Annotated in this window: 21 protein-coding genes and 1 pseudogene; 8 read left to right on the top strand and 14 right to left on the bottom strand. The window is 65.7% G+C overall.

The window, feature by feature from the left end; genetic code table 11:
• Nucleotides 1-46: 46 nt before the first annotated feature.
• The 4 genes and pseudogenes from JF52_RS0116035 to JF52_RS17105 all read left to right on the top strand — a co-directional run.
• A pseudogene (locus JF52_RS0116035) lies at nucleotides 47-388 on the top strand (transposase); the annotation flags it as partial.
• 71 nt (nucleotides 389-459) lie between these two features.
• The gene (locus tag JF52_RS0116030; protein WP_052167130.1) at nucleotides 460-849 is read left to right on the top strand and encodes a hypothetical protein; all 390 of its coding nucleotides are present in this window, start codon (nucleotides 460-462) and stop codon (nucleotides 847-849) included.
• A gap of 29 nt (nucleotides 850-878) precedes the next feature.
• Nucleotides 879-1,046 carry a hypothetical protein gene (locus tag JF52_RS17540; RefSeq protein WP_157732530.1) on the top strand — a complete coding sequence of 56 codons (168 nt, stop codon included), beginning with the start codon at nucleotides 879-881 and terminating at the stop codon, nucleotides 1,044-1,046.
• Nucleotides 1,043-3,562 (top strand): AAA family ATPase, encoded by a 2,520-nt coding sequence (locus JF52_RS17105; protein WP_033107574.1) that lies wholly within the window; start codon nucleotides 1,043-1,045, stop codon nucleotides 3,560-3,562. The genes JF52_RS17540 and JF52_RS17105 overlap by 4 nt, the downstream gene beginning before the upstream one ends.
• Before the next feature lie 79 nt (nucleotides 3,563-3,641).
• Here the strand turns inward: JF52_RS17105 and JF52_RS0116015 are convergent, their stop codons facing one another.
• Nucleotides 3,642-3,971, bottom strand: a complete 330-nt coding sequence (locus tag JF52_RS0116015; RefSeq protein WP_235272490.1) for a hypothetical protein — start codon at nucleotides 3,969-3,971, stop codon at nucleotides 3,642-3,644.
• Nucleotides 3,972-4,612: 641 nt separating this feature from the next.
• On the opposite strand from JF52_RS0116015, the gene JF52_RS0116010 reads away from it, so the two are divergent.
• Entirely contained in the window at nucleotides 4,613-6,286 is a 1,674-nt protein-coding gene (locus JF52_RS0116010) for a sodium:solute symporter family protein (RefSeq protein ID WP_052167141.1), read from the top strand.
• Nucleotides 6,286-6,417, top strand: a complete 132-nt coding sequence (locus JF52_RS17905) for a putative transporter small subunit (protein WP_033107573.1) — start codon at nucleotides 6,286-6,288, stop codon at nucleotides 6,415-6,417. The genes JF52_RS0116010 and JF52_RS17905 overlap by 1 nt, the downstream gene beginning before the upstream one ends.
• A 61-nt stretch (nucleotides 6,418-6,478) precedes the next feature.
• Here JF52_RS17905 and JF52_RS0116000 read toward each other — a convergent pair whose 3' ends face one another.
• Genes JF52_RS0116000 through JF52_RS0115990 form a run of 3 tightly spaced genes read right to left on the bottom strand, consistent with a single transcriptional unit; the run spans nucleotide 6,479 to nucleotide 9,643 of the window.
• Nucleotides 6,479-8,056 (bottom strand): tripartite tricarboxylate transporter permease, encoded by a 1,578-nt coding sequence (locus JF52_RS0116000; protein WP_052167127.1) that lies wholly within the window; start codon nucleotides 8,054-8,056, stop codon nucleotides 6,479-6,481.
• Nucleotides 8,049-8,612: a tripartite tricarboxylate transporter TctB family protein gene (locus tag JF52_RS0115995; protein WP_052167126.1), complete on the bottom strand. Its 564-nt coding sequence runs from the start codon at nucleotides 8,610-8,612 to the stop codon at nucleotides 8,049-8,051. Before JF52_RS0115995 ends, JF52_RS0116000 begins: the two co-directional genes overlap by 8 nt.
• Complete coding sequence (locus JF52_RS0115990) at nucleotides 8,609-9,643, bottom strand: Bug family tripartite tricarboxylate transporter substrate binding protein (protein ID WP_033107572.1); 1,035 nt, start codon at nucleotides 9,641-9,643, stop codon at nucleotides 8,609-8,611. The genes JF52_RS0115995 and JF52_RS0115990 overlap by 4 nt, the downstream gene beginning before the upstream one ends.
• Nucleotides 9,644-9,802: 159 nt before the next feature.
• Here JF52_RS0115990 and JF52_RS0115985 point away from each other — a divergent pair, with 159 nt between their 5' ends.
• Together JF52_RS0115985 and JF52_RS0115980 are read left to right on the top strand one after the other, a co-directional pair.
• The gene (locus tag JF52_RS0115985; RefSeq protein ID WP_235272488.1) at nucleotides 9,803-11,398 is read left to right on the top strand and encodes an ATP-binding protein; all 1,596 of its coding nucleotides are present in this window, start codon (nucleotides 9,803-9,805) and stop codon (nucleotides 11,396-11,398) included.
• Nucleotides 11,395-12,078 carry a response regulator gene (locus tag JF52_RS0115980; RefSeq protein WP_033107571.1) on the top strand — a complete coding sequence of 228 codons (684 nt, stop codon included), beginning with the start codon at nucleotides 11,395-11,397 and terminating at the stop codon, nucleotides 12,076-12,078. Before JF52_RS0115985 ends, JF52_RS0115980 begins: the two co-directional genes overlap by 4 nt.
• Before the next feature lie 9 nt (nucleotides 12,079-12,087).
• Here JF52_RS0115980 and JF52_RS0115975 read toward each other — a convergent pair whose 3' ends face one another.
• The 10 genes from JF52_RS0115975 to rplU all read right to left on the bottom strand — a co-directional run bounded on the left by JF52_RS0115975 (nucleotide 12,088) and on the right by rplU (nucleotide 19,513).
• Entirely contained in the window at nucleotides 12,088-12,771 is a 684-nt protein-coding gene (locus JF52_RS0115975) for an SDR family oxidoreductase (protein WP_234001491.1), read from the bottom strand.
• Nucleotides 12,772-12,779: 8 nt separating this feature from the next.
• Complete coding sequence (gene rsfS / locus JF52_RS0115970) at nucleotides 12,780-13,166, bottom strand: ribosome silencing factor (protein WP_033107569.1); 387 nt, start codon at nucleotides 13,164-13,166, stop codon at nucleotides 12,780-12,782.
• A complete protein-coding gene (locus JF52_RS0115965) occupies nucleotides 13,166-14,251 on the bottom strand; it encodes a hypothetical protein (protein WP_033107568.1) in 1,086 nt (361 codons plus the stop codon). The genes rsfS and JF52_RS0115965 overlap by 1 nt, the downstream gene beginning before the upstream one ends.
• Complete coding sequence (gene nadD, locus JF52_RS0115960; protein ID WP_033107567.1) at nucleotides 14,248-14,850, bottom strand: nicotinate-nucleotide adenylyltransferase; 603 nt, start codon at nucleotides 14,848-14,850, stop codon at nucleotides 14,248-14,250. The genes JF52_RS0115965 and nadD overlap by 4 nt, the downstream gene beginning before the upstream one ends.
• 5 nt (nucleotides 14,851-14,855) lie before the next feature.
• A complete protein-coding gene (locus JF52_RS0115955; protein ID WP_033107566.1) occupies nucleotides 14,856-15,080 on the bottom strand; it encodes a hypothetical protein in 225 nt (74 codons plus the stop codon).
• 52 nt (nucleotides 15,081-15,132) lie between these two features.
• Nucleotides 15,133-16,458 carry a glutamate-5-semialdehyde dehydrogenase gene (locus JF52_RS0115950; protein ID WP_084595907.1) on the bottom strand — a complete coding sequence of 442 codons (1,326 nt, stop codon included), beginning with the start codon at nucleotides 16,456-16,458 and terminating at the stop codon, nucleotides 15,133-15,135.
• A 48-nt stretch (nucleotides 16,459-16,506) separates the two neighbouring features.
• Nucleotides 16,507-17,301 (bottom strand): glutamate 5-kinase, encoded by a 795-nt coding sequence (gene proB / locus JF52_RS0115945; protein ID WP_033107565.1) that lies wholly within the window; start codon nucleotides 17,299-17,301, stop codon nucleotides 16,507-16,509.
• The gene (obgE, locus tag JF52_RS0115940; protein ID WP_033107564.1) at nucleotides 17,298-18,809 is read right to left on the bottom strand and encodes a GTPase ObgE; all 1,512 of its coding nucleotides are present in this window, start codon (nucleotides 18,807-18,809) and stop codon (nucleotides 17,298-17,300) included. The genes proB and obgE overlap by 4 nt, the downstream gene beginning before the upstream one ends.
• 114 nt (nucleotides 18,810-18,923) lie before the next feature.
• Nucleotides 18,924-19,184, bottom strand: coding sequence for a 50S ribosomal protein L27 (rpmA, locus tag JF52_RS0115935; protein ID WP_033107563.1), 261 nt, complete (start codon nucleotides 19,182-19,184; stop codon nucleotides 18,924-18,926).
• A 20-nt stretch (nucleotides 19,185-19,204) separates the two neighbouring features.
• Complete coding sequence (gene rplU / locus JF52_RS0115930) at nucleotides 19,205-19,513, bottom strand: 50S ribosomal protein L21 (RefSeq protein ID WP_033107562.1); 309 nt, start codon at nucleotides 19,511-19,513, stop codon at nucleotides 19,205-19,207.
• Between the last annotated feature and the right edge of the window lie 92 nt (nucleotides 19,514-19,605).

Below are 19,605 nucleotides of genomic sequence, written 5' to 3'. Positions count from 1 at the left end.
ACGAATCCTCGGCTTAACGAAAACCTCGGCATAATCCGAGTTAAGCCGAATTCGGCTTAATAGCGACGCGGGAAGTCAATATACCGCTGTGGCATATACCGAAAGGCTCGCCCTCGACGGCATCGCGCCATCGATCGGGAGCGTCGGCGATGCGTACGATAACGCCCTCATGGAGACGATCAACGGCCTCTACAAGGCCGAGTGCGTGCGCACGACGATCTTCCACGACGGCCCGTACAAGACGATCGCGGACGTCGAATTCGCGACCGGCGGCTGGGTCGACTGGTACAACAACCGAAGGCTCCACGGTAGCCTCGGAATGGTCAGCCCCGACGAGTTCGAGGCGACCTACTACGCGGCCATCACCCGAGAGCCGCAACCCGCATAGAAGCGGCACAGAACCTGGGACGGTTCATTCTGCCTCCTCGACGGAGTAACACGTGTGACGAGAGGCCCGTCATGTTCCGCCTTATCTGGACGATCAGCGTTCGCACCCGCGACTACCTGCACCGCTACATGCCGAGCAACCGACTGCTCGCTGCCATCCGCACACGTCGCGGACTCAAGTGGGGGATACCCGCGATGCTGGTCGCGCTTCCATACATCCTGATCGCCAGCATCTGCTCTAGCTCGGCAGCCGACGGCGGCCCCGGCTGGCTCAACCTCATCGTCCTGTGGGCATGCTGGAACGCACTCAAGTTCATCATCATGGGCCCCACGAGCCTCCTCCTGTTGGTGCGCGCGAGCATCGCTGAGGCCGCCGCGCGACACGGTGGGCGGCGAGACGACGATGCGAGCCAGTCGAGGGGCCACGCCGCAGCTGGTACCGAGCCGTTGCTTCACAGGTGAGTGCGGGTCCGTTCACTACACTGTTGTGGGTGTCCGAACTGTTGCCCAACCTGGAGCCGCTGACTGCGCTGCTTGGGCATGCCACGCCCGCGAAGGCAGACGCTCACGCGCTCCTCGATGCGGTCGCGACGGCCGCGTCGGTCGATCAGTTGGATGAGGCTATCGGCACGATTGTCGAGAGCTGGCGAACCCCATGAGCAGAACCAGCATCGTCTCGATCGACGTACGCGGTTTCAGAGCTTTCGGCACGGTGCCTGCCCACTTCGAACTGGACGCGCCCCTGACGGTGGCTCACGGCGGCAACAGCCAGGGTAAGACCAGCCTGGCCGAGGCTGTGGAGTTTTTGCTGTCGGGTTATAGCAGTCGCCGGGAGCTTCTTGGTGGTGCGAAGGCTGAGTACAACGACAGCCTACGAAATGCTCATCTCCCTGAGGGCGACGATGAGGTCTTCGTGGAAGCTGTAGTGCGTACTGCTGACGGTTCGCTCCACCGTGTTCGGCGGATCTTGACCGGTGACTTTGGCCGAGGGGCGGAATGCGAGAGTCGGCTCCTCGTCGACGGGAACGAGGTCAGTGACCTGTCGAGTGTCGGGCTCATGCTGGCCGACCCGCCGGTGCGCGCTCCCGTCCTGCTGCAGCACATCCTTCGCCACGCCCTTTCGACGGAACCCAAGCAACGAGTCTCATACTTCAAGTCGCTTCTGTCCCTCAGTGACCTCGACCTGCTACGTGCACGAGTCGCCGAAGCACGCAAGCACCTGGAACAAGAGCCCGATGGACCGTGGCTCCAGAGGGTGGCGACGCTACCTACGGACCTCTCTGACGCACGGAGTCGTCTCCAAACCATCGCCAGAACCGCATCCTCCGGTGCTGGCGCGGTCACGGACGCTTTGTCCGCAGAGTTACGTGAGGCGGCCGGAGCAGCTACGGGAGAGCACTACTCAACTCTTGCCGACGCCAAGACCGGACTTGAGACCCGCGCTAGAGCCAAGGCGGAGGCGCTCTTCCCGATCGCACAGTTTGTTGCAGCGCCGTTTCCCTCAGTCGAACTCGAGGTGCCCGACACAACTTCCTACAGGGAGGCGCTTGCCTCGATTGAGGAGGAAGTCGCCCGCCTGCTGCCCATCTTCGCAGCAGTCCTGCGAGTGCATGAGTTCGCGGAGCTAACTGCTCCCGCAGACTGTCCGGTCTGCGCGACGCCGGAAGCGCTGACACCAGCGCGCATTGACACGATGAGAGCCGAGCTAGGCCACGCTTCAAATCTTGATCAGACCGCCGCCACGACACTCGCATCCATTGACCGAGCAGGCGAGACGCTCACGGCCCTCGCAGAGTTCGTGCGTGCAGGCATGCCTAGCACTGGCAGCCTGTCGGAGACCGAGCTCAACGCGCTGGCGGCGAAACTTCAGGACTGGGGCCTTCGGCCCACACTCGTCCGAGACGCCTATGCCGCTGCGACAGCTCTGACCGATTCCACGCAGGCGCTCGTCACCGCGGGGCGCGAAGTCCGTGAAGCGATCGCCACTCTGCGACTTGCGATCGAGCGACGAGAGTACCCGACTGACATTGAAGCGGCCTTCGGCGGCCTGCGTACAACTCTCGATACTGTACGCACGAAGCGCGAGTTGCACGCGGAAGCCGCCTCCGCGCTTGAAACTGCAATCGCGCCGGTCATCGAGGAACGTGCTGGGATCGCTGATCATCGGCAGTTGCTGACGCTGCTCGACGGAGTGGCGGAGCTCGCAGGTGACGTGATCAGATCATCCGAGCGGCAACGCGCATTGGCCCGGGCGAAAGCGGCCGAGAAGGCACTTCAGGATGCTTCGGTCGAGCTGCTCGACGCGCGCTTCGCCGAGATGAGCGACACCATCAAGTCTTGGTGGCTGACGATCCGTCCTGACGAGTTGGTCGACTTCGTGGGTGCGCGAACACGTGCCGGCGGCACTCGCTTCGTAAACTTGATAGCCGCACTGCACGCCGAAGCGGGAACATCGCCGGTCGTGCGCGACGCGCTCGGCGTTTACAGTGACTCACAGTTGAACGCGCTCGGCCTGTCGATCTTCCTGGCACGCATCGAACTCCTTGACTCACCGGTAGTGGTCCTCGACGATCCCATCCCTGGAAGCGACCCTGACCACCGACTTACCTTCGTTCAGAACACCATTGCGAAGCTTCTCGATGATGGTGTGCAGGTCATCTTGACTACTTACGACAGCAGACTGGCTGACTGGACAATGAGCAATCACGACCATCGTGGACTGATTGCGTATGAACTGAATCTTGTCGATCCCAGGGCCGGTACTGTGCCGACACAGACGTCCGACATGTTTAGCCGACTGATGCTGGATGCTGAGGACAATCTCAACGCACCAACTGCACGCGGCCGCAGGGCCGCGTGCGGAAGCTATCGTTCGGCGGCAGAGCGCCTTGCGAAGCAGATCATCGCTACCGGGCGTACTCAGGCCGGTGCAGCCTGCTCGGTCGCGGACGTCGATGCCGAGGCATCAATGCTGGGGCAACTCGTCCCGCTCGTCCGCGGTTTCGCTCTTGATAACGGGGAGAAGGGTCAATGGAACACCTTTGCGACGGTCCTGAATCCTGGGAACCACGACGACGACGTGCCGTCGACGGCAGAACTGAGAGTCGTCCGAGGTAACCTGCGCAAGATCGCGAAGACACACCGGGAGCACTGGCCGAACGGCTTGGTCTCGTGATCCCCGGCTAGCAACCAAGAGTTGGATAGGAGCGCGGGTCGAACAAGTCCTGATCATCGCTCTCCGCTATCGAAGCCCCCTACGCAGTGATCCGGGAACCACGGCGCCCACCAGGACGGATCATTACGCCGTGCGAAGCGAGCGCTCGCCGGACTGCCTGAGGCCCCGCCCCGACCTTCACGCCGACCTCTACCAGCGTCAACCCGCTGAGGTAGAGGTCGGCTGCTTCGTGGATGCGGGAAGGATCGAACCGTCCACGGCGGATCGTCACCTCCCGCCGGGTGAGGTGGCTGGCGACCGTGCGGCGGTTCACTCCGAACAGGGACGCCAGCTCCACGAGCGTCGCGCCCTCGCGGTACTGCGCCACCAGGTCGTCGACCTGCTCGGGCCGTAGCAGGGTTTGAGCCATCTCAAGTGATCGCACCACTCGACCCCTGGAGTCGAAGACTGTAGGCTCCGATGAGCGCTGGTCATGGTCGTACAAGCCCCGTGACCTGCGCAAAGACAAGGTTTTCAGGTGTGGGCAGGGGTTCTCAAACTCTCTACGGAGGTCCACCATGAAGAAGCCCTCGGTTCCCGAGGGCTTCTTGCGTCTGAGACGCACGCCTGATCCTTCGGCATTCACCTGATCCGCCCGAAATCGGCAGTCCCCTGGGAACTTGCTATGGTGGAAAGGATGCTCGTGCATGCATGAGCAGGGAGCGCACTGTGCGCTCTCACGCGACGCGCGCCCGACTTGCGCGCCCCGCGATCATTCGACTCCCGCTGAGGATGCGCCGGCAATCGGCGTGCCCGAACGTGGACGACCGGAAAGGAGCCGCACCCCGGGCCTCTCGTCTGTGCGCTGCCATGCGCCTCAGTGGTCCAGGTTCGTTCGCCATGCTGACAGCATCAGATCTCTCGATGTCCACCCAACCTCTGACCTCCCTCTCCCCCACTTAGCGGGCACTTTCTCCTTCGACCAGCGGCCGTGCCGCATCAAAGACGAGAAAGTGAGAACACCCGGTGGGAGACCTCCAAACACTCTCAGGACCGATCGTGGTCCTGCTCATGCTGCTTTTCTTCGGCGGCAGCTTGTACATGTCGATCCGCATCTCCCGTAAGAAGGAGAACGCCGACGGCTACATGACCGGCGGCGGCAAGATCGGCTTCGGCATATCGGCCGCATCCATGACGGCGACCTGGATCTGGGCGTCATCGATGTACGCCTCGGCCACGTCCGGCTACACCTACGGGATCTCCGGCCCCATCCACTACGGGCTCTGGGGAGCGTTGATGATCCTGCTCATCTACCCCTTCGGCCGCCGCATCCGCAAGGTGGCTCCGAAGGCGCACACGATCGCCGAGGTCATGTTCGCGCGGCACGGCCGCTCGAGTCAGCTCATGCTCGCCGGCTCCAACGTGCTGGGCAGCCTGATCAGCCTCACATCGAACCTGATCGCCGGCGGTGCGCTCATCGCGATGCTGTCGCCGTTCACGTTCACCCAGGGCATCGTCGCGATCGCGATCGGTGTTCTGGCTTACACGCTGTGGTCGGGCTTCCGTGCGTCGGTGCTCACCGACTTCGCCCAGGTGCTGGCGATGCTCGGCGCGGTGGCGATCATCATCCCGGTGATCTTCTTCGCCGCCGGCGGCCCCGACCTGTTCGTCACCGGTGCTTCCAACCTGACACCGCAGCAGGGCGATTTCTTCTCCTCCGACGCGTTCTTCAACCAGGGCGCACCGTACATCGCTGCGGTGCTCGCCTACGCGATCGGGAACCAGACGATCGCACAGCGGCTGTTCGCTGTTCGTGAGGACCTCATCAAGAAGACGTTCATCACCGCGACCGTCGGCTACGGCGCGACCATCATCGGCGTCGGAATGCTGGGCGTCATCGCGCTGTACGCCGGAGTCCAGCCGATGGACGGCGACGTCAACAACCTGATCCCGCAGATGGCCGCGACCTACCTCAGCCCGCTGCTGATCTGCGTGTTCTTCGTCATGATCATCGGCTCGCTGTCATCGACGGCGGATGCCGACATGACGGCGCTCTCGTCGATCATGATGGCCGACATCTACGGTCAGAACATCGCAGGCAAGAAGAACGCGAACCCGAAGACGATGCTCCTGGTGGGGCGACTGACCATGGTCGGTGCAACAGCGGCAGCACTCGGCTTCGCGTCGATGCAGTTCAACATCCTCGACCTGCTGGTATTCGTGGGAGCCATGTGGGGCGCGCTCGTCTTCCCGGTGATCGCGAGCTTCTACTGGAACCGCGTCACCAACGTGGCGTTCAGCGTCGCCGTCATCGCCGCCCTCGCCGCGTTCCTCCCCGTGCGCTTCGAGTGGGTCGATCTGTCAGGCGGACTCGGCATCGTCAGTGATGTGCTGTCGGTGATCGGCATCGGTGTCGTGCTGGCACTCATGTCGTTCGGGTTCTTCGGGCTGAAGGTCGCCATCGGCGTCGGAGCCGTCTCGATCGTGGCATCCGCCCCGTTCGCGATCGGTTTCCTGCACACCTATCCGGTGCTTTCCGGATCGCTCGTGGCCTATGCGGTCAGCACGATCGTGTGCGTGGCGATCACGATGCTGAACAAGACGAGACGATTCGACTTCGAACTCATCAAGCAGCGCACAGGTGAGTTCGACACCGCGGAGACCGAGATCATGATCGAGACGGAGAGCGCGATCAAGAACGCTGAAGCAGCCGGAGACGGCGCACTCGCAGGAAAGGACGCGTGATGGAACTCATTCTCATGGCTGCGTACGTGCTCGTCTGGCCCGTGATCGTCATCGGCGTACTCGCCGTGATCATCCGCGCCTTCGTGAAAGACGCTCGCGAAGCGAAGCGGGAGGGCCGACAGATCATCTGATGGCCATCGCCTGAAAGAACGGATGGGCGCCGGCGGAGACCCCGCTGCCGCCCATCCGCATTCATCGCTGCCGCAACTGCTGCGCGATCTCCTCGTCCACGGTCCGGATCGTCGCGGTGTCGATATCCGACATCGCCGCCTCGAACCGCGCCTGGCGACGCTTGAGCCAGACGCCCAGCACGATGATCAGCACCATCGCGGAGTAGATCACTATCGAGATCGGGCTGTGCACCAGGTACAGCGCGTCGCCCTGACTGATCGCCATGGCCTTGCGCAACTGCTCCTCCGCCATCGGACCGAGGATCGCTCCGACGACCATCGGCGAAACCGGATAGCCGTGCCTGCGCATGAAGAACCCGATCACGCCGAGCAGCAGCAGCACGCCGATGTCGAAGATCGTGAAGTTCGCCGCGTACGCACCGAGCCCCGCGAACACCAGGATCCCCGCGTACAGGTACGGCCGCGGGATCTGCAGCACCTTGGCCCACATGCCCACCAGAGGCAGGTTGAGGATGATCAGCACGACGTTACCGATGTACAGGCTCGCGATCAACGCCCACACCAGCGCCGGCTGGCTGTCGAACAGCAGCGGGCCGGGGCGGATTCCGTAGGTCTGGAACGCCGAGATGATGATCGCGGCGGTCGCGGTCGTCGGCAGCCCGAGCGTCAGCAGCGGTACGAGCACACCCGCCGCGGCCGCGTTGTTCGCCGCTTCCGGCCCTGCCACACCCTCGATCGCACCCTTGCCGAACTGCTGCCGGTAGGGATCCTTCGCGAGCCGCTTCTCGGTCGCGTAGGAGAGGAACGTCGCGACGTCCGCGCCGCCGGCAGGGATCGCTCCGATGGGGAATCCGATCGCGGTGCCGCGCAGCCACGGCTTCCACGAGCGCTTCCAGTCGCTCTTCTTCATCCAGGAGCGCCAGTTGCCGGAGACGGGGATGATCGGCAGAGCCCCGCTGCGCAGCCGTGAGCCGACGTAGAGCGCCTCGCCGACCGCGAACAGGCCCACCGCGACGATCACGACGTCGATCCCGTCACCCAGGTTCGGGATGCTGAAGGTGAAGCGCGCCTGCCCGGTCAGCGTGTCTGTGCCGATCAGCCCCAGGAACAGACCGATCGACAGCGACACGATGCCACGGATCGGACTCGCTCCGAGCAGAGCGCCCACGGTGAGGAACGCCACGATCATCAACGCGAAGTAGTCGGCGGGTCCCAGGGTCACTGCGAAGTCGGCGATGAACGGTGCGAACAGCGTGAGCAGGACCGTCGCGATCGTGCCGGCGATGAACGATCCGATCGCGGCGGTGGCCAGCGCGGCCGTGGCGCGGCCCATCCTGGCCATCTTGTTGCCTTCGAGCGCCGTGACGATGGATGCCGATTCCCCTGGCGTGTTCAGCAGGATCGACGTCGTCGACCCGCCGTACATGCCGCCGTAGTAGATGCCGGCGAACATGATGATCGCGCTCGTGACATCCAGCGTGTACGTCAGCGGCAGCAGCAGTGCCACAGTCATCGCCGGCCCGATGCCGGGGAGCACGCCCACCGCGGTGCCGAGAAGCACGCCGACGAACGCGAACAGCAGATACTGCGGCTGCAGCGCTGTCGCGAAGCCGTCCATGAGCAGCTGCAGGCTATCCACCGAACACCCCCGAACTCTCGATGAGGCCCGGCAGGATCGCGCCGAACGGCGGCAGGGAGAGTCCGAGCAGATTGCCGAACAGCAGCTGCGTCAGCACTCCGAGTCCGAGTCCGAGCAGGAGCGCCTTCCACCAGCTCGATGAGCCGAGTGCCATCGACGCACCGGTGAAGAGCACGACCACCGCGGCCGGCCACCCGGCGATCGGGATCACGACCATGAGCGACGCGAACGCGAGAGCGAGGAAGATCACCGTCTTCCAGGACGTCCGCGCCTCGGTGTCGACGTCTTCACCCTCATCCGGAGCGCCCACGTCGCCGCGCAGCACCGCGACGAACGCCGCGAGCGACGACAGGAGCATGAGACCGGTGACCGCGTACGGCACCACACGTGCGCCGAGAACGTTCGAGGATCCGACCGGCTCGCGGATGAAGCCCGTCATCACGAGCGCGACCACCGAGAACACGATGATCACGCCGATGAAGGCGAGCTCCCCGAGCCTGCGCGACCGGGGAGCGCCGGCGATCGCCGACGCTCCCGTTGTGATCTGGCTCGTCATTCGATCAGGCCGATCGTCTTGAGCGTCTCCTTCGTCGTGGAGATGTCGCCTTCCAGGAACGTGGAGAACTCATCGCCCACGAGGAACGCATCGGTCCAGCCGTTGGTCTCGAGGATCTCGGCCCACGCAGCACTGTCGTTCACCGACGTCACCAGGTCCTCGAGCGCCTTCTTCTCGTCGTCCGAGATGTCGCCGGGCGCGATGAGTCCTCGCCAGTTGGTGACGACCAGGTCGACGCCTTCGTCGGTGAGTGTCGGAACCTCCGGCAGCAGCAGCGCCGGTTCGCCCGACGACACGGCAAGCGCCTTCAGATCGCCTGCCTCGACCTGCTGCGAGAATTCACCCACGCCCGAGATTCCGGCCTGCACCTGACCGCCCAGCAGCATCGTGAGCGCCTCGCCGCCGCCGGAGTTGGCGATGTAGTTGAGTTTGCTCGGCACGTCCGCAGCATCCACGCCCGCGTCGGTGAGCAGCAGCGCCGCGAGGATGTGATCGATACCACCGGCGGATCCGCCGGTGACGGCCATGCCCGCGCCTTCGTCCACCCAGGCGTCGATGAAGTCCTTCAGGGTGTCGTACGGGCTGTCCTTCGGCACGACGATGACGAGCGGCTCTTCGGTGAGCTTCGCGATCGGAGTCATGTCCTCGATCCGCACGTCCGACGCGTTCGTCTCGACCGCACCGACCATCACGCTGCCGGTGATCATGAGAGTGTTCGGGTTTCCCTCGGTGGCGAGCGAGGCGAGTCCGACGGTGCCGCCGGCCCCGCCGATGTTCGACACCGGCGCAGAAGAGACCAGCGACTCGTCGCTGAGCGCCTGTCCGAAGGCACGCGCGGTCTGGTCCCACCCACCGCCAGGATCAGCCGGCGCGATCACCGCGACGCTGTCGATGCTCGACCCGCCGCCATCACCACCGGTGTCGCCACCGCCCGCGGTCGGTGTTCCGGTGCATGCGGCCAGTCCCAGTGCGACGACCCCGACGACCGCGCCGAGCGCGAGCCGAGTACGCGTGCGAGTGTGCTGTGTCATGAACTCCTCCTCGAGTCCTTCCGCCCGACGCCGATGCCGGGAGCAGGTGACGCGAGCCTAGAACCGCAGGCATCGCTGGATCGGCTTGTGTTCACAACCGTGACTTCTGGTCATTTCGTAACCGACATCGACTGTCCGCCCCTCGCTTAGCATGGGTACGTGGTGAAGGCGATGACGCTCCGCACGCAGCTCGTGCTGCTGCAGGTCGTCATCGTGCTCGCGATCGTGCTCACGGCTGGACTCGCCGCGATGCTGATGCAGGAGCGGCAGATCCGCGAGGCGTCGCAGGAGCGCATGGTCGCGGTCGCGCAGTCCGTCGCCCAACTGCCGACGATCGTCGAGGCCTACCGCTCGCCCGACCCTGCCGCGGTGATCCAGCCGATCGCCGAGCTGATCCGCGATTCGTCGAACGTGGCGTACGTCGTGGTGACGGATGATCAGGGCATCCGCTATTCGCATCCGAACCCGGATCGCATCGGAGAACCGGTCTCGACCGACCCGAGCGTCGCACTGTCCGGCGAGACGTACGTCGGCACCCAGACCGGCACACTCGGCGAGTCGTGGCGCGTGAAGGTTCCGGTGTTCGGCGCCGACAGGATCGTGATCGGTCAGGTGTCCGTCGGAATTCTGGAATCAGACATCCGTGCGGATTTCCTCGGCGACATCACCGGATTCCTCCTCGCGCTCGGCGCTGCCACGGTGATCGGAGTGATCGCGGCGACCGGAGTCGCCCGGATGGTGCGCCGTCGCATCTACGGGCTCGAACCCGAAGACATCCGCGGGCTGCTGGAGACGCGAGAGGCCACGCTGCACGGCATCCGTGAGGGCATGCTCGCCCTCGACGAGCAGGGGATGGTCTCGCTCTGCAATGACGCTGCGGCCCGGCTGCTCGGGCTCTCAGGCCCCGCAGAGGCCGTCGGCCGCCCGGCGTCGGAGCTGCTGGACGGCCTCGCCGCCCTCATCGCCGAGACCGAGGCCGAAGACGACGCCGCCCCGCAGCGCCTCGTGCTCTCCGGAGAGCGCGTGCTGGTCGCTAGAGCCGCACCCGTGCGCGTGCAGGACAGACGCGTCGGCACCGTGGTGACCCTGATGGACCGTACAGAGCTCGATCGCGCGCTGCGGGAGCTCGCCGGTGCCCAGGGCCTCGCGGAGGGCCTGCGCGCCCAGCAGCACGAATTCTCGAACACGCTGCACACGATCGGCGGACTGATCGAGCTGGGTGAGTTCGAAGCCGCCCGCCGTGTGGTCGATCGAGCCGGCGACGGCGGCGCGCTGAGCCGCCTGGATGCCCCGGACGGCGTGCAGGACATCGAGCTGGCGGCGATCCTGCTGGCCAAGCGCGCACGGGCGCGCGAGCTGGGGGTGGCGCTCACGATCTCGGACGACAGCCACCTCCCCGCCCGGCCCGGCGACGGCGATCTGGGCACGGTGGTCGGCAACCTTCTGGACAACGCTCTGGATGCCGCTGGACGCGGCGGTCACGTCATCATCTCGATCGCGCAGACCGAGGACGGCGGCATCCGCATCTGCGTCGAGGACGACGGGCCGGGCGTGCCGATGGAACGGCGCGGCGACGTCTTCCGCCTCGGTTACTCGACCAAGAGCGATGACCGACAGCGCGGGTACGGGCTGACGCTGGTGGCACGTGTCGTCGAGCGTCTCGGCGGTTCCATCGACCTCGCACCCGCCGACAGCGGTGGTGCGCGCTTCACCGTGCGGATGCCCGCCTCCGCACTCGTGGCGGCACGGGCATGAGCCGGTTGCGCACCCTCATCGTCGAAGACGACTTCGCCGTGGCGCACGTCACTCGGGGCTTCGTGGAACGGCATCCGCACTTCGAGGTCGTCGGCGTCGCACCGACCGGAGCGGATGCCCTGCGTGCACTCGAAGAACTCGAACCGGACGTCATGCTGCTGGATGTGTACCTGCCCGACATGTCGGGCATCACCGTGCTTCGGCGAGCCCGCGCCGCGGGTGCGCACGTCGAGGTCGTCGCCGTCACGGCAGCGCGCGACCTAGAGACGGTCCGCCGCGCCCGCGCCCACGGTGTGCATCACTACGTGGTGAAGCCCTTTCCCATGCGAACTCTGCATGAGCGGCTGGACGACGTGTGGCGCGTGCTCGCACGTGACGCCGAGTACACCGACACCGGCGAGCTCGATCAGGCGAGCGTCGATGCGCTCATGCGACGCGATGCGACCGCCATGGCGGGTCAGCGCAAGGGCGTCTCGCCCGTCACTCTCCGGCGTGTCGTTCAGGCGATGCAGGAGGGCCAAGACCAGATGTCCGCCAGTGAGCTCGCCGAGATTCTCGGAATGTCGCGGGTCAGCGCGCGACGTTATCTCGAACGACTGGTCGAGTCCGGGCTCGCCGTGAGCTCCCCCACCTATGGCGGGGTGGGCAGGCCGGAACTGCGGTACGCGCTGCGCGGGTGACCGCGCATCTCACCTGCCCGGTCGCACCGAGAGGTCGACGATCTGCGCGTCACGCGGCAGATCGAGGGCGGTGAGGATCGTGGTCGCCACCGAGTCAGGATCGATGAAGAGCTCAGGATCGTAGTCGCGGCCCTCCTGCTGGTGCACGCGTGCCTGCATCGGCGTCGACGTGCGACCGGGGAAGATCGACGTCACCCGCACGCCGCTGTCCGCCTCTTCTGCACGCAGCGCGTCAGCGAGCGCCTTGAGTCCGTGCTTCGAAGCGGCGTATGCGGACCAGTTGGCGTGAGCGCGCAGGCCGGCGCCGGAGTTGACGAACACCACCTGACCGCGAGAGACCCGCAGCACGGGAAGGAGCAGTCGCGTCAGCTCTGCCGGCGCGACCAGATTGACGGCCAGCTGCCGCTCCCACAGCGTCGGCGAGAGGTCTGCGACGTTCCCGAGGTCCACGACACCCGCGACGTGCACGAGCGAATCGATGCGCTCGGGGAGGTTCTGCTTCGACAGCGCCCATGACAGACGACCGGGCTGGGCGAGATCGCCGACCAGCGTCGATGCGCCGGGGAACTGCGCCGCGATCTCACGCGCACGCCCGGCGTCCCTGGCGAAGAGCACGAGCTCGTCGCCGCGGTCCAGCAGCCGGCGAGCGAGAGCCGCACCGATGCCGGATCCGGCGCCGGTGATCAGGTGCACAGCCAAAGTCAGGCGCTGTCGGTCGTCGCAGCAGTCTCGGCGACGTCGATCGGGACGACAGGGCAGTCCTTCCACAGGCGCTCCAGGCCGTAGTAGACCCGCTCCTCGCCGTGGAACACGTGCACGATCAGGTCACCGAAGTCCAACAGCACCCAGCGCGCCTCCTGACGGCCTTCGCGACGGACGCGCTTGTGACCGGCTTCGAGGAGCGTGTCTTCGATCTCGTCGGCGATCGCGGCGACGTTGCGCTCGCTGTTGCCGGTGACGATCAGGAAGATGTCCACGAGCGGCAGCGGCTCCGACACGTTCAGCGCGACGAGGTCCTCTCCGCCCTTGGACACGGCGGCGGATGCTGCGAGCTGCAGCATCTCTTCGGCATTTACAGGTGATTGCATCAAGAGAATATATTCATGGTGAATGCGACGATGAGCGCCACCGCGAGGGCGAGCGCGAGCCCACCTGCCGTGATCGCCAGCGTCAGCATGAGCTTGTTGCCCTTTTCAGGCGCCGGTGGTCGGATGACCTCGCCGGCAGGTTTGATCGTGCTGATCGCGGAGCTTGCCGCGATCGGTGTGGGAGACGACGACGGAGGCAGTTCTCCGTCGATGAGGACGGCATCCGTCTCCTTGCCGTCTGCTGCTCCGTGGGCGTGCCCCTGCGAGCCGATCCCTCGCGGAAGCTCGTAGCTGCCCGTGACGAGAATCTCGCCGGTGGACGCGACGGGCCCGGAGAGCGATCCTCCGCCCGGCGAGGGGTTGAAGATCAGTGTGTTCGGAGCAAGGTGCTGCGACCCGCCGGAATCTGCGGTGATCAACTCGTCGAACGACGGTGCGAACGACGGCACTTCACTCTTGTCTGCCAGCAGAGCGTTGCCGAAGGTCGGGCTGACGACGTGGTTCTCGCCCGTCTCGACCGGCTCGGCGACAGGGAGCTCTTCGACCTCAGATTGTTCGTCGTCGCCGTCCTCATTCTCCGTTTCTTCGACGGCCGCTGCATCGAAGTCCTCGTCATCGTCGACGCCGGCATCGGTCGCGGGCGACTGCTCCGGCGTCTGCTCTTCGTCGGCGGCGGGCTTCGCGAAAGTGGGCACGCCGGAGACGAGTTCTTCAGCGGCGGTATCGTCTGTCGCGTCCGCCTCGGATTCCTCGGGCTTCGGGGTTTCCTCGGTTTGTGCGGTCTCCTCGGTTTCCTCGGTTTCCTCGGTGGAGATCACAGGAACGGATGCTGTCCGGATGCGCTCCTGCTCGCGCGCCTGGCGACGCGTGAGCGGTGTGCCCTCAGAGTCGGCGGCCACGGGCGTCGGCGGCATGTCGATCGGTTCAGCGGGGCGGGGCACCGGAACCGCCGGTACGGGCTGCGCTTCGGCGGCGGCTGCCGCCGCCTCTTCCTCACTGATCACCGGCGTGGTGCCGGTGAGACGAATCTCCCGCAGCTGTTTGCGGGTCAGCGGCGAGTTGCCCTGCTGATCCGATGTACTCATGCCTTGCTCCGATACAGATGATGCTTCGCTATGTACTGAACGACTCCGTCGGGGACGAGATACCAGACCGGCTGATCATCGCCCACACGCTCTCGGCAAGCTGTCGATGAGATCGACAGGGCCGGAACCTCCAGTTGGCTGACGTTCTCGCTCGGCAGTCCGTCTGTGCTCAGTACATGTCCTGGACGGGATACCGCGACGAAGTGGGCCAACTCCCACAACTCATCATGGTCCCTCCAACTGAGAATTTGCGCTACGGCATCCGCTCCGGTGATGAAGAAGAGCTCGGCATCGGGCCGGTCCTGCTTCAGATCACGCAGAGTGTCGATCGTGTAGGTGGGCCCCTCGCGGTTGATGTCGACCCTGCTCACAGTGAACTGCGGGTTCGAGGCGGTGGCGATCACGGTCATCAGATACCGGTGCTCGCTGGGCGTGACGTTCGATTTCTGCCACGGGTGACCGGTCGGAACGAAGACGACCTCGTCAAGATCGAAGGAGTGCGCGACCTCGCTCGCCGCGACCAGGTGCCCGTGGTGAATCGGGTCGAACGTTCCGCCCATCACTCCGATTCGCGGGGCGCGCGTGGTCGTGGTCTCCATACGCCCTAGTGGCCGTGCCCTGCCCCGTGGCCGTCCTTGCCATGCTTCTCAGCCCAGGCCTCTGCTTTGGCGGAGTGACGGTTCGCGACGTTGCGATACGAGAAGGTCACGAGACCGAGGAGCGCGAAAAGGCCTGCCGCGATGGCGCCGAAGATGAGCGTGTCCATCGCGACGTTCCCGGTGTGCTCCGTTTCGGCCGCAGCCATCGCAATCTGTGCGACGAGGTTCATCCTGACTCCGTTTCGTGACCGGTTGCGAGAAGACGCTCACCCATCCTATCGCTCAGGCGCGTGTCTGACCTGCCCCACGCGCCAGCCACTTCGTGCTCGTCAGTTCGGTGAGTCCCATCGGGCCTCGCGTGTGCAGCTTCTGCGTCGAGATCCCCACTTCCGCGCCGAATCCGAACTCGCCCCCGTCGGTGAACCTGGTCGATGCGTTCACCATGACCACAGCGGAGTCCACCTCGGCGAGGAACCGTTCGGCGTTGCGTGTGTCGGTCGTCACGATCGACTCCGTGTGACCGGTGCTGTAGCGGCGGATGTGAGCGAGTGCGTCGTCCAGGGTGTCGACGACCTTGATCGCGATGTCGAGGCTGAGGTACTCGGTCGCCCAGTCCTCCTCAGTGGCGGGGATGACGCCTGCGACCATGCCGGCGACGATGTCGTCACCGTGGATCGCGACGCCCTCGCTCTCCAGCGCGCTGGCGATCATCGGCACGAGACGAGGCGCCGCCTGTCGCAGCACCAGCACCGTCTCCACGGCGTTGCAGACGCTGGGTCGCTGCACCTTGGCGTTCACGACGATCTCCCGCGCCCAGCCATCCGGCGCGGATTCGTCGAGGACGATGTGCACGTTCCCTGCGCCGGTCTCGATCACGGGCACGATCGATTCGGTGACGACGGTCTCGATCAGTGATGCGCTTCCGCGCGGCACGAGCACATCGACGAATCCACGGCCGCGCATGAGCGCCTTCGCTCCGTCACGACCGAAGTCGTCGACGGTCTGGATCGCTTCAGGAGTGACACCCGCACCTTCGAGCGCATCGCGCATGACGCGCACCAGCACGGTGTTGGACTCGCGGGCGGCACTGCCGCCGCGCAGCACGCTGGCATTGCCCGAACGCAGCGCGAGAGCCGCGATGTCGACGGTCACGTTGGGCCGCGCCTCGTAGATCGCCCCGACCACGCCGAAGGGAACCCGCACCTGCTGGAGCGTCACGCCGTTCGGCATCCGGTGTCCGCCGACGACCTGGCCGACGGGGTCGGCGAGTCCCGCGACATCGCGCACGGCAGAGGCGAGGGCTGCGACGCGCTTCTCATCGAGGCGCAGTCGGTCGATCAGACCCTCGCCGATGCCGCTCTCGCGACCGCGCTCGATGTCGAGGGCATTCGCCGCGATGATCAGCGCGGCGTTCGCCTCGAGCGCCTGTGCGATGGCCTCGAGCGCGTGAGCCTTCTCGTCGCTCGTCAGCCGCGCCGTGGCACGGGATGCTTCCTTGGCCCTCGTGAGACGATCCTGCGGCGTCTCAGCCGTATCGGTCGCGGCAGGCGCGTGCGCCGACGCAAGAGCGTCGGTCGCAGCAGCGGTCTCGGAGGGAGCGTCGATCATCCGGTCATTCTATCGAGCGCGTCGCGCGCGGGGACGCCGGATGACGCGTCAGAGGGCGGTCGCCTGCGCAGGCTCGAACCACGTGCCGATCTCGCGACCGGTCAACGCGTCGGAGACGAGATCGGCGCTAGTGACGAGGACGCCGATTCCGGATGCCGCGGCGAGCCGTGCCGCAGACACCTTGGTCGCCGCTCCCCCGGTTCCGACGCTGTTCACGACCGTCGATCCGAACTCGAGGCCGGAGAGGTCCTGATCCGCCGCGATCAGCTCGATCGGCTCGGCGTCCGGCTCGGTCGGCGGCTTCGTGTAGAGAGCCTCGATGTCGCTGAGCAGCACCAGTGCATCAGCTTGGATGAGCTGGGCCACGAGAGCCGCAAGGCGATCGTTGTCGCCGAAACGGATCTCCTGCGTGGCGACGGTGTCGTTCTCGTTCACGATCGGAAGAATCCGCAGGCCGAGCAGTCGCTCCATCGCACGACGGGCGTTGCTGCGCGACATGGAGTTCTCGAGATCGCCCGTCGTGAGCAGCACCTGACCGGCGACGACCTTGAACGGGCGCAGCGCCTCCTGGTAGCGGTAGACGAGGATGTTCTGCCCCACTGCAGCCGCTGCCTGCTGCGTCGCGAGGTCGGTGGGCCTGGCATCCAGATCGAGGAAGGGGATGCCCGTGGCGATGGCGCCGGACGAGACGAGCACGATCTCGCACCCGCGCGCATGGGCGGACGCCAGGGCATGGACGATCATCGGGATGCGCCACGAGGACTCACCGCTGATCGACGAGGAACCGACCTTCACGACGATGCGCTCGGCTGTCGCCAGCTCCGCACGCGTGCGTGCGGTCATGCGTCGTCTCCGTCGAAGTCCTCCTCGACCGTGACACGACGCTTCAGGTCCTGCTCGGCACGGATCGCCGCCTTCGCGTCCATCCGCTCGTAGTACTTCTCGCGTCGCTCGCTCGTGGTGCGACGGGCGTTCGGTGCAAGACGCGGGTCGGTGCCGCGAGGTGCCGTCATGAGCTCCGCAGCCGACGACATGGCCGGCTCCCAGTCGAACACCAGGCCCTCGCCCTCGCCGATGACGACGGTGGCGCCCGGCGACGCACCGAGACGGAACAGTTCGGTCTCGACCCCGAGACGCTCGAGCCTGTCGGCGAGGTAGCCGACCGCCTCTTCGTTCTGGAAATCGGTCTGCTGCACCCAGCGCACCGGCTTCTCGCCGAGGATGCGGTAGTACGTGCCGTACGAACCGCCCTCGACACGGATGGTGAACGGCTTCTCCGACCCCCTGGGACGGATGACGACGCGTTCGGCAGGAGCCGCGACAGCGGTCTCGGCACGGTGCTTCTCGACGATCTCGCCGAGTGCGAACGTGAGCGGGCGCAGTCCTTCGTGCGACACGGTCGAGATGTCGAACACGCGGAAGCCGCGCGCCTCGAGCTCGGGACGCACGAGATCGGCGAGGTCGCGCGCCTCCGGCACGTCGATCTTGTTCAGAGCGACGAGCTGCGGGCGCTCCAGCAGCGGCGTCTGCCCTTCGGGCACCTCGTACGCCGCGAGTTCGGCCAGGATGACGTCGAGATCGGAGATCGGATCACGGCCCGGCTCGAGCGTCGCGCAGTCGAGCACGTGCAGCAGCGCGGAACAGCGCTCCACGTGGCGGAGGAACTCGAGTCCGAGACCGCGCCCCTCGCTCGCACCCTCGATGAGGCCCGGAACGTCGGCGACGGTGTAGCGCGATTCGCCGGCCTGAACCACACCCAGGTTCGGATGCAGGGTGGTGAACGGGTAGTCCGCGATCTTCGGACGAGCCGCCGACACTGCGGCGATCAGGCTCGATTTGCCGGCCGACGGGTAGCCGACGAGTGCGACATCGGCGACAGTCTTGAGTTCGAGCGTGACCTCACCCTCGAAACCGGGCGTGCCGAGCAGCGCGAACCCCGGCGCCTTGCGCTTCGTGGTCGCCAGGGCGGCATTGCCGAGACCGCCACGTCCGCCCTGGGCGACGACGATGCGATCGCCGGGGACGAGGAGGTCTGCGAGCACTTCGCCGCCGGCGTTCTTCACCACCGTGCCGACCGGCACGAGAAGTTCGAGCGACTCGCCGTCGAAGCCGGAGCGATGATCGCCCATGCCGAACCCGCCATTGGCGGACTTGCGGTGCGGTGAGTGGTGATACGACAGCAGCGTGCCGGTCTGGGAATCGGCCACGAGCACGATGTCGCCGCCGTTGCCGCCATTGCCGCCGTCTGGACCACCGAGCGGCTTGAACTTCTCGCGGTGGACGGAGACACAGCCGTTGCCGCCCTTGCCGGCGCGCAATTGCAGCGTCACCGTGTCGACGAACGTGACCATGTCGTGTCCTCAGATTCTCTTGCCAACTGGTCCCTGAGCCTGTCGAATGGCCCTCGGATACGCGGACGGGGCGAGCCGAAGCCCGCCCCGAACCGGATGTGTGCTGTGCTGCGATTACTCGGCAGCAGCGGCGACGATGTTGACGACCTTGCGGCCGCCCTTCGCGCCGAATGCGACCGCGCCCGCTTCAAGAGCGAACAGCGTGTCGTCACCACCACGGCCGACGTTGACGCCGGGGTGGAAGTGGGTGCCGCGCTGACGGACGATGATCTCGCCTGCGCTGACCTGCTGGCCGCCGAAGCGCTTCACGCCGAGTCGCTGGGCGTTGGAGTCACGACCGTTGCGGGTGGAGCTTGCGCCCTTTTTATGTGCCATGTCCTGAGCCTCTTCTGTGCTTACTTGATGCCGGTGATCTTGACGCGCGTGAGGTCCTGACGATGGCCCTGGCGCTTCTTGTAGCCGGTCTTGTTCTTGAACTTCTGGATGATGATCTTCGGGCCGCGGAGGTTGCCGATGACCTCGGCGGTCACCTTGACCTTTGCGAGCTTGTCGGCGTCGGTGGTCACCGTTGCGCCGTCGACGAGGAGCACTGCTGCCAGCTCGATCTTCTCGCCCTGGGCCGCCTTGACACGGTCGAGCTGAACGATCGTGCCGACCTCGACCTTCTCCTGCCGTCCACCGGCGCGCACTACTGCGTAAACCACTTCATACCTGTTTCGTTGGGGAGCTCACGGCTCCGTAAATCTCACGGGAAGACTGTGCCTGCGTTCGTCGCAAGTCCGACGGGTGCGAGCAC

The organism is Microbacterium profundi (assembly GCF_000763375.1).
Lineage (GTDB): Bacteria > Actinomycetota > Actinomycetes > Actinomycetales > Microbacteriaceae > Microbacterium > Microbacterium profundi.
The sequence above is the reverse complement of the archived record's forward strand: the minus strand, read 5'-3'. Positions and strand labels throughout refer to the sequence as shown.